This window comes from Trabulsiella odontotermitis, assembly GCF_001188485.1.
In the GTDB taxonomy this organism is placed as follows: domain Bacteria; phylum Pseudomonadota; class Gammaproteobacteria; order Enterobacterales; family Enterobacteriaceae; genus Trabulsiella; species Trabulsiella odontotermitis_A.
Genome location: NZ_JNGH01000085.1, coordinates 88,669 through 102,114, shown reverse-complemented (window position 1 = coordinate 102,114; position 13,446 = coordinate 88,669). Strand labels below are relative to the sequence as shown.

The following is a 13,446-nucleotide window of genomic DNA, read 5'->3' as shown; positions in this document are numbered from 1 at the left end:
GTTTTTCGTTTAAGGAACTCGCCAGGTAAGTCGGCCCAGAAGAAAAGGACTGGAGCATGGCAAGTTCGGGCAAAACCTCACAAAGCACGCGTTATACCGGTGCGCAGTTAATCGTTCATTTACTGGAACGACAGGGCATAACCACCGTGGCAGGTATCCCGGGAGGGACAGTGCTGCCGTTGTATGATGCGTTAAGTCAAAGCACGCAGATCCGCCATGTACTGGCGCGCCACGAACAAGGCGCAGGGTTCATTGCACAAGGCATGGCGAGAACGCAGGGCAAACCGGCTGTTTGTATGGCCTGTAGCGGGCCGGGCGCGACCAACCTGGTCACGGCGATTGCCGATGCGCGACTGGATTCCATCCCGCTGGTCTGCATCACCGGCCAGGTCTCTTCGTCGCTGATCGGCACCGACGCCTTTCAGGAAGTCGACACTTACGGCATTTCCATTCCCATCACCAAGCACAACTACTTAGTCCGTGACATTCACGAGTTACCGCAGGTGATTTGCGATGCGTTTCGCATTGCGCAGTCGGGCCGCCCGGGCCCGGTGTGGATCGATATTCCCAAAGATGTGCAGACGGCGGAAATCGACATTGCCGATCTGCCAGTGCCTGGCGGACGCGCGCCTGCGCCGGTGTTCCGTCTGGAGGATATCCGTGACGCGGCGGCCATGATCAACGCCGCCCGTCGTCCGGTGCTCTACCTGGGCGGCGGCGTGATTGCCTCAGCCGATCAGGTGCGCAAGCTGGCGGAAAAAGCCAGTCTGCCAACCACCATGACCTTAATGGCGCTCGGCATTCTGCCGAAAGCGCATCCGCTGTCGCTCGGGATGCTGGGTATGCACGGCGCGCGGAGCACCAACTTTATTCTGCAGGAATCAGATTTGCTGGTGGTGTTAGGTGCGCGTTTTGATGACCGGGCGATTGGCAAAACCGAGCAGTTCTGCCCGAATGCGAAGATTATTCACGTGGATATCGACCGTGCGGAGCTGGGGAAAATCAAACAGCCGCACGTGGCGATTCAGGCCGATGTTGGCGAAGTGCTGGAGCAACTGATGCCGCTGATCGACGCCACACCGCGCGACGAGTGGCGCCAGATGGTCGCAGATTTACAGCAGGAGTTCCCGTCCGCTATCCCGACTGGCGGCGATCCGCTGAGCCATTACGGGCTGATTAACGCGGTGGCGGCCTGCGTTGACGACGACGCGATCGTGACCACCGACGTCGGCCAGCACCAGATGTGGGCCGCACAGGCCTATCCGCTGAACCGTCCGCGCCAGTGGCTGACCTCCGGCGGTCTGGGCACCATGGGCTTTGGTCTGCCTGCCGCTATCGGTGCGGCGCTGGCGAATCCGCACCGCAAAGTACTGTGCTTCTCCGGCGACGGTAGCCTGATGATGAATATTCAGGAAATGGCGACGGCAGCCGAAAATAATCTCGATATCAAAATTATTCTGATGAATAACGAAGCGCTGGGTCTGGTGCATCAGCAGCAGAGCCTGTTCTACAAGCAGGGCGTTTTCGCGGCGACCTATCCGGGCATGATCAACTTTATGCAGATTGCCGCCGGGTTTGGCCTGCAAACCTGCGACTTAACCACTGAAGACGATCCGCAGGCGGCGCTGCAGGCGATTATCGCGCGACCGGGTCCGGCGCTGATCCACGTGCGTATTGATGCTGAAGAGAAGGTCTATCCGATGGTTCCGCCGGGTGCGGCAAATACTGAAATGGTGGGGGAATAAGCCATGCAACAACCGACACATGACAACGTGATTCTGGAACTCACCGTGCGCAACCACCCTGGCGTTATGACCCACGTCTGCGGGCTGTTCGCCCGCCGGGCGTTTAACGTTGAGGGCATTCTCTGTCTGCCGATTCAGAACAGCGACAAAAGCCGCATCTGGCTACTGGTCAACAATGACCAGCGACTGGAGCAGATGATCAGCCAGATAGACAAACTGGAAGACGTGGTGCACATCGTCCGTCACCAGAGCGACCCGGGCGTGTTTAACAAACTCGGGCTGTTCTTTGAATAAGTTATTCGCCGTCTGAATCTGGCGTAATGACCTTCACAAATCCGTTCCGGCAGTGGGTCGCGTACTCTGCCGGCAGCGGACGATCGCTAATCAACACATCAAAGGTCGACAACGGACCAATGCTGGCGGGCGCGACGTCATCGAACAGGGCGTAGCGCGCCAGCAGGATTTTACGCAGGCCGTGCTGCAGCGCTTTTCGTTTGGTGGCGAGGTCATCCAGATTAAACCAGGTCACGCCATAGTGTTCATGAACGCCGCTGGCTGAGATAAACACTTTGCGCGGATTCAGCGAATCAAGAATCGAGGGGTTGCTGCTGTCATAAAAGGCATCGCTCTTGGCGCGGTAAGTGCCGCCGCACAGGATCGCCGTGGCGTTGGGTTTGTCATTCAGCGCCATAAATACGCGGTGGGAGTAGCAGATCCCCGTAAAGGTGATGTCATCCGGGATCATACTAATGACCAGTGGCATCTCCGGGCCGTTATCAAAAAAGACCAGGTCGTTTTCCGCCACCATGCCGGCAGCCAGGATCGCCACCGGTAAATCATCCGGGTGATGGGTTTTTTCCTTCACGTGCGGCGCGGAGACCGACGTCGGTTTGTTCACCATCACAATGTAGCCGCCAAGCAGCGTCAGCGGCAGCGCGTCGTCGCCGTTGTTATCCGGGCTTAAGTCGCGGCGAATGGTCATCACGGAGACTTCAAGCATGCGTGCGGCATCTTTAAGGTGAATACGATCTGTTTTCTTTAACAGCTCCACCAAACGACGAATGCGTTCTTTTTGCTTGGTTTCCATTCACTTTCTCCGCTGTAAGAACCTGTCCCTGTTGGCTCTTAATGTTTTTTCAGTAACATTGCCTGGTGCGAGCGCAACATCCCGCCTGCGCTTTACTATACTGCGCCGTTCGGGGAAAAGAAAGTCTGACACGCTGCGCTTAATCAATATTAATATGATGTATATCAGCATGTTATTTGCTTTCTGCATGGGCGGTTTTGCAGGATGCTAGCTGCATCACAAAAACAATCGATCAACAAATAAACAGGCATATGATCTTTTAATCGCGATCAGAATCACAAATGATACAAAAGTAACATGATAATGTTTCGATAATATCATTGCAGTGTGATTGTTTCAGAGAGGAAGTAAACATGGATATCGCGGTTATTGGCTCCAACATGGTTGATCTCATCACCTACACCAACCAGATGCCAAAAGAGGGGGAAACCCTCGAAGCCCCCGCTTTCAAGATTGGTTGCGGTGGAAAAGGCGCAAACCAGGCGGTGGCGGCGGCTAAGCTCAATTCTAAAGTGATGATGCTGACCAAAGTCGGCGATGACATTTTTGCTGACAACACCATCCGCAATTTAGAATCCTGGGGCATCAACACCACATACGTTGAAAAAGTGCCCTGCACCAGCAGCGGTGTGGCGCCGATTTTTGTGAATGCCAACTCCAGCAACAGCATTCTTATCATTAAAGGTGCGAATAAATTTTTGTCGCCGGAAGATATTGACCGTGCGGCAGAAGATCTGAAGAAATGTCAGTTAATTGTTCTGCAACTGGAAGTCCAGCTCGAAACGGTCTATCACGCCATTGAGTTTGGCAAAAAACATGGCATTAAGGTGTTATTAAATCCGGCTCCGGCATTACGCGAACTGGATATGTCTTATGCCTGTAAATGTGATTTCTTTATTCCTAATGAAACCGAACTGGAAATACTGACCGGTATGCCAGTGAATACCTACGACAATATTCGAATGGCCGCCCGCTCGCTGTTAGAAATGGGGCTAAATAATATTATCGTTACGATGGGTGAAAAAGGCGCGCTGTGGATGACCCGCGATCAGGAAGTCCATGTTCCCGCGTTTAACGTCAATGCCATCGATACCAGCGGCGCAGGCGATGCCTTTATTGGCTGCTTTGCGCATTACTATGTCCAGAGTGGCGACGTGGAATTCGCGATGAAAAAAGCCGCTCTCTTTGCCGCGTTTAGCGTAACGGGAAAAGGCACGCAGTCGTCTTATCCCAGCATTGAACAATTCAATGAGTATCTGGCGCTAAACGAAAAATAAAACTCTGCACAGTTAAAGGTAGCACTATGAACGATAAAAACATCGTTCAGATGCCTGACGGGTATCTGAATAAAACCCCTCTGTTCCAGTTTATTTTGTTATCCTGTTTGTTTCCATTGTGGGGATGCGCCGCTGCGTTAAATGATATTCTCATTACCCAGTTTAAGAGCGTATTTTATGGCGGTTATTTTTTAATTGCCATTCCGGCGTCACTGGTCATTAAAAATAGCACCTATAAAATCGCGATATTAATTGGACTAACGCTCTATATCGTCGGCTGTACGCTGTTTTTCCCGGCTTCGCACATGGCCACCTACACCATGTTCCTGGCGGCGATTTTCGCTATCGCCATCGGTCTGAGTTTCCTTGAGACCGCGGCAAACACCTACAGCTCGATGATTGGCCCGAAACAGTGGGCCACGTTGCGCCTGAACATCAGCCAGACCTTCTACCCGATTGGCGCGGCCTCCGGCATCCTGCTGGGTAAATATCTGGTCTTCTCCGAAGGCGACAGCCTTGAGAAACAGATGGCGGGCATGACGGCGGAGCAGGTGCACAATTTCAAAGTGCTGATGCTCGAAAACACCCTCGAGCCGTACAAATACATGATTATGGTGCTGGTAGTGGTACTGGTGCTGTTCCTGTTTACCCGCTTCCCGAAATGCAAAGTTGAGCAGACTGCCGCGCACAAACGCCCGTCAGCGATGGACACGCTGCGCTATCTGGCGACCAATGCCCGCTTCCGCCGCGGTATCCTCGCCCAGTTCCTGTATGTGGGCATGCAGGTGGCCGTCTGGTCATTCACTATTCGTCTGGCGCTGGAGTTAGGCGATATCAACGAACGCGACGCTTCCAACTTCATGGTCTACAGCTTCGCCTGCTTCTTTATCGGCAAGTTTATCGCCAACATTCTGATGACGCGCTTCAACCCGGAAAAAGTGCTGATCATGTACTCCGTCGTCGGCGCGCTGTTCCTCGCCTATGTTGCGCTGGTGCCGAGCTTCAGCGCAGTGTATGTCGCGGTGCTGGTAAGCGTGCTGTTTGGCCCCTGTTGGGCGACGATTTATGCCGGTACGCTGGATACGGTCGATAACGAACATACGGAAATGGCCGGTGCGGTGATCGTGATGGCGATTGTCGGCGCGGCGGTAGTTCCGGCCATTCAGGGCTACGTGGCTGACATGTTCCATTCGTTACAGGTCTCTTTCCTGGTATCGATGCTGTGCTTTGTTTATGTCGGTATTTACTTCTGGCGTGAGCTGAAAGTCCGTCGCACCCTGGGTGAAGAAGCCACCGCGTCCTGAGGAGAACGATGATGACAACCCGCATTCCGTTATGGCGCTCTCTGTTTACCGAACAGCCCCGCGTCCTGCTGGAAAACAGCGATTTTTCGGTCACGGCGTTTCGCTATGACAGTGGCATCGAAGGCTTACGCCTGCAGAACCGCCGCGGTCATCTGGTGATCCTGCCGTGGATGGGGCAGATGATTTGGGACGCGCAGTTCGACGGTCACGACCTGACGATGCGCAACATGTTCCGCCAGCCCAAACCAGCGAAAGAGGTGGTTGGGACCTACGGCTGCTTCGCGTTCCACTCAGGCCTGCTGGCTAACGGCTGCCCGTCGCCGGAAGACACGCACCCGCTGCATGGCGAAATGGCCTGCGCGACGATGGATGACGCCTGGCTGGAGCTTGATGGCGATACGCTGCGCATCGGCGGCGGCTACGAATACGTGATGGGTTTCGGACATCACTATCAGGCAAGCCCGACGGTGGCGCTGCATAAAGCAAGCGCGCTGTTTGATATCACCATGTCGGTGACTAACCTTGCGTCGGTGGCGATGCCGTTGCAGTACATGTGCCACATGAATTATGCGTATGTACCGCAGGCGACCTTTGCGCAGAATTTCCCGGACGAGGCGCTAANCACACGTCAAACCGACGCCGCAGTGGCTGGCGTTCAATCAGCGCATTCTGCAGGGCGAGGTGTCGCTGAAAACGCTGAACGCGCCGGAGTTTTGCGATCCGGAAATCGTCTTTTTTGGCGATCAGCTTGATCGCTACACGCAAACGCCAGAATTTAAGATGATCGCACCTGATGGCACCACGTTCGTCACCCGTTTCTCCAGTCGCGAGCTGAACTACGTCACGCGCTGGATCCTCTATAACGGCGATCAGCAGGTCGCAGCGTTTGCGCTGCCGGCCACCTGTCGCCCGGAAGGGTTTCTGGCGGCGCAACGTAACGGCAGCCTGATTGAACTGGCGCCGCAGCAAACCCGCACTTTCCACGTCACCACCGGGGTGCTGTGACCCCGCGTCTTCCTTGAGATTGTTCGTTTTCACGCGCTTATCGTTACGGTAAGCGCGTTTTTTTATCTGTCTGTCGACTTGAAAGGAATTCCCTTTATGATGTGAACGCAGAGACAACGTGAGAGGTTGCATGATCTGGTTGATGTTGGCCACGCTGGTGGTCGTATTTGTAGTGGGATTCCGGGTGCTGACCTCCGATTCCCGTCGTGCTATCCGCCGTCTGAGCGAGCGCCTGGTGATCACGCCGGAGCCGGTAGAATCGATGATCGATCAGATGGGCAAGCCTGCGGGCAACGAATTTCTCCGCTATCTGGAAAGGCCGAACGAGGCCCATCTGCAAAATGCGGCGCAGGTGCTGCTGATCTGGCAGGTGTTTATCGTCGACGGCAGCGAGCAGAATATGCGCTACTGGCACCGCCTGATGCAAAAAGCCCGGCTGGATGCGCCGATCACCGACGCGCAGCTGCGTCTGGCGCAGAGTTTCCTGCGCGAGCTGGAGCCGGACGGCTGGGAACTTAGCGCTTTCCAGACTCGCTACAACGCCCTGTATATGCCTGAAGAGGGTGTTCACTGGTTGCACTGAGTCGCCGGAAAAGTTGGCAAAACGTTAAATGCGTCACAGTTAAAATGATACACTGCGCAACCCACCACCAGGATCAGGACACCCGATGAGTGAATGCGCAGAAAAACAACAATCCGCTGATGTGATAGCCCGTGCTAACTGGTCCGCTGTTTTTGCGGTCGCGTTTTGTGTGGCGTGTCTGATCACCATAGAATTTCTGCCGGTCAGCCTGCTGACGCCGATGGCGCAGGATTTAGGCATCACCGAAGGCGTGGCCGGGCAGTCGGTCACCATCACCGCGTTTGTGGCAATGTTCGCCAGCCTGTTTATCACGCATCTCATTGGTAAAACCGATCGCCGTTACGTGGTGATCCTGTTTGCCGTGCTGTTAACGCTCTCCTGTCTGCTGGTCTCTTTCTCCAACAGTTTTGCCCTGCTGTTGCTCGGGCGCGCCTGCCTTGGCCCCGCGCTGGGTGGCTTCTGGGCGATGTCGGCGTCGCTGACCATGCGGCTGGTACCGCCGCGCGTGGTGCCGAAAGCGCTGTCAGTGATTTTTGGCGCCGTGTCGATTGCACTGGTGATTGCCGCACCGCTCGGCAGTTTCCTCGGCGGAATTATCGGCTGGCGCAACGTATTTAACGGCGCGGCGCTGATGGGGCTGCTGTGCATTATCTGGGTGGTGAAGGCGCTGCCGTCGCTGCCTGGCGAAACGGCGCAGCAACAAAACATGTTTGGCCTGCTGAAGCGTCCTGGGGTGCTGGCGGGCATGTTGGCGATTTTTATGGCCTTTGCCGGTCAGTTTTCCTTCTTCACCTACATCCGGCCGGTGTTTATGACGCTGGCCGGGTTTGATGTCGATGGCCTGACGCTGGTGCTGCTGAGCTTTGGTATCGCCAGTTTTATCGGCACCTCGTTGTCGTCGGTTATTCTGAAACGTTCGGTGAAAGCCGCGCTGGCCTGTGCGCCGCTGGTGCTGGCGTTAAGCGCGGCAACGCTGATGCTCTGGGGAGAGAATAAAATCGTCGCGTCGGCAGTGGCGATTATCTGGGGCTTTGCTTTTGCACTGGTGCCGGTCGGCTGGTCAACGTGGATCACCCGTTCGCTCTCTGACCAGGCGGAAAAGGCCGGTTCCATTCAGGTGGCGGTGATCCAGCTGGCGAACACTTGCGGTGCGGCAGTCGGCGGTTTTGCGCTCGACCATTTCGGACTGCTGTCGCCGCTGGCGCTGTCCGGCACGCTGATGCTGCTGACGGCGCTGCTGGTGGCGACGAAGGTGAAGATAAAATAAGCGCTTACAGGCCCGGTTTCACTCGTCGGCGCGAATCCAGCGAAATCAAAATCACCGAGGAGAGGATCAGCAGCGTGCCGAGCCAGTCGAGCAACGTGAAGGTCACGCCCAACAGCAGCAGGGACAACAGCGCGCTGCTCAGCGGTTCCGTACAGCTCAGAATGCTGGCTTTTGGCCCGCCAATTAACTGCGCGCCTTTCAGGTACAGGCTGAAGGTCAGCGCGGTGCCGATCACCACAAAGTAAAAAAAGGCCAGCACCAGACTACCGGTAATGGTGACCTGCGAGCCCTGTGCGGTGTAAAACGGTAACAGCACGATACCGCCGAGCAGCATGCTCCAGCCAACGATAGGGAGTGTGCCGTAACGGGCGATCAGCGTGGACGGATAAGTGGTATAAAACGCCGCCGCAAATGCCGAGGCGATGCCCCAGAACAGCGCCGCCGCGGAGATAGACAGCGACGTCGGGTTGCCGTGAGTGACCAGCAAAAAGGTGCCGATAAGCGACGTCAGAATAGCGACCACCACCAGCAGACCGGGGCGAACGCGTTTCGCCAGCGCAAACCACGCGACGATGATCGTCGGCGAGAGAAACTGCAGCACGGTGGCGGTGGCGGCGTTGGATTTTTCAATGGTCAGCAGGAAGGTCAGTTGTACCGTTAGCGCCCCCACCAGGGTGAAAAACAGCAGGCTGAGGGCATCTTTACGGTCACGCAGCACGGCAAAAATCTTATCGCCGTGAACAAACGACAGCGTTAACAGGATAGTGCCGGCAAACAGCAGTCGCGTCATGGTCAGAAACCCTGACGACATCTGGCTCTGTTCCATAATGTACTGCGCACAAACGCCTGAACTGCCCCACAAAATGGCGGCGATCAGCACGTTCATCATCCCTTTTCTGGTGGAGCCCATGATGTCCTCTTCGCTGTTTTATCTCACTTTTTGCCTCGGAGGACATCATAGCACAGGGATTTTGAGCTCAGCTTAAATCCACATCCTTGCTGCCAAACAGCCAGGTCAGGGCAAACCCGCAGAGGTAGGCCACACNNAAGACCCCGCCGCAGGCACCGCCCAGACAGGCCGTCACAAACGGTTTCATGCGCGGCAGGGTGACGCCGTAAATCAGCGGTTCGCCAATGCCGAGGAAACCGGGAATGATCGCCCCTTTAATCTGCGTACGCAGCAGCGCACCTGCTTTCGCGCGGAAAAAGAGCGCCAGCGCCGCGCCGACTTGCCCCGCGCCCGCCATCGCCAGAATGGTGAACAGTGAGTTAAAGCCCTGGGCGTCCATCAGCGCAAAATAGACCGGCACAAATCCCTGATGCACGCCGAACATCACCGCCAGCAGGAACAGTCCCGCCAGTACCGCTGAACCGAATGGGTTGCCGTTGAGATGCAGGAACAGCCACGACATGCCGGTAAACAGATAGCCGCCGAGCGGCATGATGACGACAAAGGTAACAGCGCCCATGATCAGCAGCGTCACGGCAGAGGTGAGGATCATATCGAGGTTAGCGGGCATCACGCTGCGTACCCGTTTTTCCACCCACGCGCCGAGCATGGAGGCGATCAGCACACCGATGATATTGCCGCGCGGATCGATACCGTGGCCGAAGAACGTCGAAATGCCGGAATAGACACCGCTGGTGGCGTCCGGGTTGTAACCGAGCACAAACAGCGAAGCGATAATTGCGCCGTTGACGCCGGAACCGCCGAAGGCTTTCTGCGCGTTATAACCAATCAGAATGCTCAGGAAAGTAAACATCCCCTTGCTGAATACTTTCATATACCCGATCAGTGCTACCAGCGTGGCGTTGGGGTGGGCGTTCTCCAGTACGAACATCTGTTCCGCCAGTGTTGCAAAGCCGAGCAGCAGGCCGACGGCGATAAACCCGGGAATTAATGGTGTGAAGATGGTGGCGAACTTCGCCAGAAACTTCTGCACGCCGCTGGTTTGTTTGCTTTTCAGCGCCTGCTTTTTGGCAGCAGCCATGTCGTTAAGCGACGGGCTGTCTGCCGCAGGAGCGGACTCAAGCAGCTGGTTCATTATCTCTGCCGCGGTATGCGCTTTACCGGGGCCGAGCACCACCTGGAACTGTTCGTCGCTGACAATCACCCCCAGCACGCCATCAATCTGGCGGATGGCGGCTTCATCGGCCTGGCTGTCGTTGCGCAGCGTCAGACGCAGACGCGTCATGCAGTTTCCTGCCTGCGCCACGTTTCCGGCACCGCCCACGTGGGACAGGATCCGGGCTACCATCTCTTGTGTTATTTTCGCCATTCATAATGTCCTGTGTGGAGTTCAGGCGTGGTTCAGCGCCTGACGGATATAGCCGTGGTTATCAGCCAGAAGGGTTCGGGCCTCGTCAGCGCTGAGATCGGCCAGCACCATTACGATGGCGGTTTTGCAGTGGCGACCGCAGGCGGCCAGCGCCTGTTGCGCCGTGTCGCGCGAGCACTCGGTGGCTTCCATCACAATAGATACCTGGCGCTCAATCAGCTTGGCGTTGGTCGCTTCCACGTCCACCATCAGGTTGCTGTAGACCTTGCCGACGCGGATCATGGCGCCGGTGGAGATCATGTTCAGCACCAGTTTTTGCGCGGTACCCGCTTTCAGGCGCGTGGATCCGGTGACCACTTCCGGGCCAACCACGGGCGTAATGGCGACGTCTGCCAGTTGCGCCATTTCGCCGTGCGGGTTGCAGCTGACAATTGCCACAAAGGCGTTTTGCGTTTTCGCGTATTCCATCGCGCCAATGACGTACGGTGTGCGGCCACTGGCCGCCAGCCCGACCAGCACATCGCGCTCGCTGAACTGGATGGCCTGCAGGTCAGCGGCACCCTGCGCTTTGTTGTCCTCAACGTTTTCCACTGCGCTGAGAATGGCTTTATGCCCTCCGGCAATCAGCCCCACCACCTGCTCCGGACGCGTGCCGAACGTCGGCGGGCATTCACTGGCGTCAAGAATGCCCAGTCGCCCGGACGTGCCTGCGCCAATGTAAATCAAACGCCCACCCGCCTGAATCGCCGCGGCAACGCGATCAACCACCTGCGCGATCTGCGGCAGATATGGCGTAATGGCGTGCGGCACCTGCTGGTCTTCGTGGTTGATCACCGCCAGCATTGCTTCGGTGGAGAGGGTGTCGATGTCAGCGCTGTTGCTGTTGCGGCGTTCGGTCAGTAACTTACTCAGGTCAATACTCATTTTTACCTCGTTTTTATGCACCTGTGTCATGCTAAGGAATATTATATTCCAGATTGCGGCAGAGTTGATGGAATTAATTATTACAACGAGGATGAATCAGTATTGATGACCTGTCGAGAGCGCTTTAATCGGCCCATCACTAAGCCGTGCGGGCAATCTGCTGGAGTGCAAGGCGCAGCGCGGGCGCTGCGAAATCGATGAATTTGCGCAGTTTCAGCGGTGTGAGATCGCGCGAAGCATAAAGCAGATGCACCGGCACCGGTGGTGGCTCGAAAGCGTCGAGGATCAGCGACAGCTCGCCGCGCCGCAGCCNGCATCTCTCCGGCGCGGGTCGCCACCATCGAGCTGTCCGGTAGCTGGCCGATGCGCACGGCGAGATCGATATGCTCTCCGACCAAATCCACATTGCGGTCGCTGAGCAACAGCCGCAGGGTGATTTGCGGATAACGGGCGAGAAATGCCGTCACCACCGGCAGCACATACAGGCGGCCAAACATTGTCGGTGCGCTGATTGCCAGTTCCCCTTTCGGCTCCTGATATTCCCCGGTGGCGCGCCGTTCGGCATTTTCCACCTCTTCCAGAATGCGCCGAGCTGCGGAGACNNCTCCAGCTCGGCAATATTACGGCTGACGGTGGTTAACGGTGTGTTCAGCGCCCGCGCCGCCGCCGACATGCTGCCCAGTTCGCTGACCTTCACCAGTAGCGCCATGGCTTCCAGACGATCCATGATTCTCCCGTTTTTCGGAAAGATGTTTGCTGAACTCTCAGTATTATCATTTACCCCGGCAGAGTCCATCATCGCGGCAGAACATAACGACGCGATGCAGAGGTGAAAGATGGCACTGGGATTTCTCGATATCGCCATGACACCGGACGTGATGGACGTGCAGCATGAAATGGGCAGCGATGCGCTGTGGCAGCATCCGCATCCGGGGCGGACGTCCGACCGCTTTACCGCCAGCGAAGCGGCGATGATCGCCAGCCGCGACAGTTTCTACATNNTTCTACAGGGCGACGGTGTCGCAAACCGGCTGGCCGTATCTTCAGCATCGCGGCGGGCCGGCAGGGTTTCTGCGGATGATTGACGACAAAACGCTGGCGATGGCCGATTTCAGCGGCAACCGACAGTACATCACCAGTGGGAATCTGCGTGGCAGCGATCGCGCCTGTCTCTTTTTGATGGATTACCCGCGTCGTGCCAGGCTGAAAATCTATGCCACCGTTGAGGTGTTCAGCCCGGAAGCGGCGCCTGAATTGCTGGCACAGGTGACGCTGCCTGACTATCGCGCGCGCATTGAGCGGGTCTATCTGTTTCACCTGATGGCGTTTGACTGGAACTGTCCGCAGCACATTACGCCGCGCTACACCACCCAACAGGTGGTTGAATACAGTCAGACGCTGCAAACACGTATCGCGGAGCTGGAGCATGAAAATCAGCAGCTCAAAGAGAAATTAACGTCGAATGGAGAACATCATGACTGAACAACGCCCCCCGTTGCCGCCGTTTACCCTGGAGAGCGCCGTGCAGAAGGTGCGCGCCGCTGAAGACGGCTGGAACAGCCGCGATCCGCAGAAAGTGTCGCTGGCCTACTCCCCGGACAGCGTCTGGCGCAACCGCAGCGACTTTGTGAACGGGCGCGAAGAGATTGTCGAATTCCTGACGCGCAAATGGCGCCGCGAACAGGAATATCGCCTGATTAAAGAGATCTGGGCATATAGCGACAACCGCATCGCCGTCCGTTTCGCCTATGAATGGCACGACGACAGCGGCAACTGGTTCCGTTCTTACGGCAACGAAAACTGGGAATTCGACGAGAACGGCCTGATGCGCAAGCGCTTCGCCAGCATCAACGACTTGCCGATTGCCGACAGCGAGCGCCTGTTCCACTGGCCGCAGGGGCGTCGCCCTGACGATCATCCGGGCTTAAGCGACCTCGGGCTATGAATCATCACCACGCCCTTTCCTCGCAGAGAA

At 56.5% G+C, this 13,446-nt stretch carries 13 protein-coding genes and 2 pseudogenes; 9 read left to right on the top strand and 6 right to left on the bottom strand.

What is annotated here, in order from left to right; all coding sequences use genetic code 11:
* The first annotated feature begins 56 nt into the window (after positions 1–56).
* The gene (gene ilvB, locus GM30_RS11535; RefSeq protein WP_049848734.1) at positions 57–1,745 is read left to right on the top strand and encodes an acetolactate synthase large subunit; all 1,689 of its coding nucleotides are present in this window, start codon (positions 57–59) and stop codon (positions 1,743–1,745) included.
* A 3-nt stretch (positions 1,746–1,748) separates the two neighbouring features.
* Complete coding sequence (gene ilvN, locus GM30_RS11530; protein ID WP_038161198.1) at positions 1,749–2,039, top strand: acetolactate synthase small subunit; 291 nt, start codon at positions 1,749–1,751, stop codon at positions 2,037–2,039.
* Between the two features lies 1 nt (position 2,040).
* On the opposite strand, the gene GM30_RS11525 is transcribed toward ilvN, so the two are convergent.
* On the bottom strand, positions 2,041–2,832 hold the full coding sequence (locus GM30_RS11525) for a DeoR family transcriptional regulator (protein WP_049848733.1): 792 nt from the start codon (positions 2,830–2,832) through the stop codon (positions 2,041–2,043).
* A gap of 353 nt (positions 2,833–3,185) precedes the next feature.
* On the opposite strand from GM30_RS11525, the gene rbsK reads away from it, so the two are divergent.
* From rbsK to nepI, 5 genes and pseudogenes are all read left to right on the top strand, one after another.
* On the top strand, positions 3,186–4,109 hold the full coding sequence (gene rbsK, locus GM30_RS11515) for a ribokinase (protein WP_049848731.1): 924 nt from the start codon (positions 3,186–3,188) through the stop codon (positions 4,107–4,109).
* A 26-nt stretch (positions 4,110–4,135) separates the two neighbouring features.
* Entirely contained in the window at positions 4,136–5,413 is a 1,278-nt protein-coding gene (gene fucP / locus GM30_RS11510; protein ID WP_049848730.1) for an L-fucose:H+ symporter permease, read from the top strand.
* A gap of 11 nt (positions 5,414–5,424) precedes the next feature.
* Positions 5,425–6,418: pseudogene (locus GM30_RS11505) on the top strand (aldose 1-epimerase family protein).
* Between the two features lie 130 nt (positions 6,419–6,548).
* Positions 6,549–7,001, top strand: coding sequence for a DUF1198 family protein (locus GM30_RS11495; RefSeq protein ID WP_049848727.1), 453 nt, complete (start codon positions 6,549–6,551; stop codon positions 6,999–7,001).
* A gap of 85 nt (positions 7,002–7,086) precedes the next feature.
* Positions 7,087–8,268 carry a purine ribonucleoside efflux pump NepI gene (gene nepI / locus GM30_RS11490; RefSeq protein ID WP_049848726.1) on the top strand — a complete coding sequence of 394 codons (1,182 nt, stop codon included), beginning with the start codon at positions 7,087–7,089 and terminating at the stop codon, positions 8,266–8,268.
* 4 nt (positions 8,269–8,272) lie between these two features.
* Here the strand turns inward: nepI and GM30_RS11485 are convergent, their stop codons facing one another.
* The 5 genes from GM30_RS11485 to GM30_RS27930 all read right to left on the bottom strand — a co-directional run bounded on the left by GM30_RS11485 (position 8,273) and on the right by GM30_RS27930 (position 12,180).
* Positions 8,273–9,178, bottom strand: coding sequence for an EamA family transporter (locus GM30_RS11485; protein WP_049848725.1), 906 nt, complete (start codon positions 9,176–9,178; stop codon positions 8,273–8,275).
* Positions 9,179–9,245: 67 nt separating this feature from the next.
* Positions 9,246–10,547, bottom strand: coding sequence for a PTS N-acetylmuramic acid transporter subunit IIBC (gene murP, locus GM30_RS11480; protein WP_049848724.1), 1,302 nt, complete (start codon positions 10,545–10,547; stop codon positions 9,246–9,248).
* Between the two features lie 21 nt (positions 10,548–10,568).
* Entirely contained in the window at positions 10,569–11,471 is a 903-nt protein-coding gene (gene murQ / locus GM30_RS11475; protein WP_049848791.1) for an N-acetylmuramic acid 6-phosphate etherase, read from the bottom strand.
* Positions 11,472–11,551: 80 nt separating this feature from the next.
* The gene (locus GM30_RS27935) at positions 11,552–11,968 is read right to left on the bottom strand and encodes a LysR substrate-binding domain-containing protein (RefSeq protein WP_420802261.1); all 417 of its coding nucleotides are present in this window, start codon (positions 11,966–11,968) and stop codon (positions 11,552–11,554) included.
* Positions 11,935–12,180 (bottom strand): helix-turn-helix domain-containing protein, encoded by a 246-nt coding sequence (locus tag GM30_RS27930; protein WP_476690939.1) that lies wholly within the window; start codon positions 12,178–12,180, stop codon positions 11,935–11,937. Before GM30_RS27930 ends, GM30_RS27935 begins: the two co-directional genes overlap by 34 nt.
* Before the next feature lie 127 nt (positions 12,181–12,307).
* Between GM30_RS27930 and GM30_RS11465 the strand changes: the two are divergent.
* Both GM30_RS11465 and GM30_RS11460 read left to right on the top strand, forming a co-directional pair.
* Positions 12,308–12,953 (top strand): annotated as a pseudogene (locus GM30_RS11465) (pyridoxamine 5'-phosphate oxidase family protein).
* On the top strand, positions 12,946–13,416 hold the full coding sequence (locus GM30_RS11460) for a nuclear transport factor 2 family protein (RefSeq protein ID WP_049848723.1): 471 nt from the start codon (positions 12,946–12,948) through the stop codon (positions 13,414–13,416). Before GM30_RS11465 ends, GM30_RS11460 begins: the two are co-directional and overlap by 8 nt.
* Positions 13,417–13,446 lie beyond the last annotated feature (30 nt).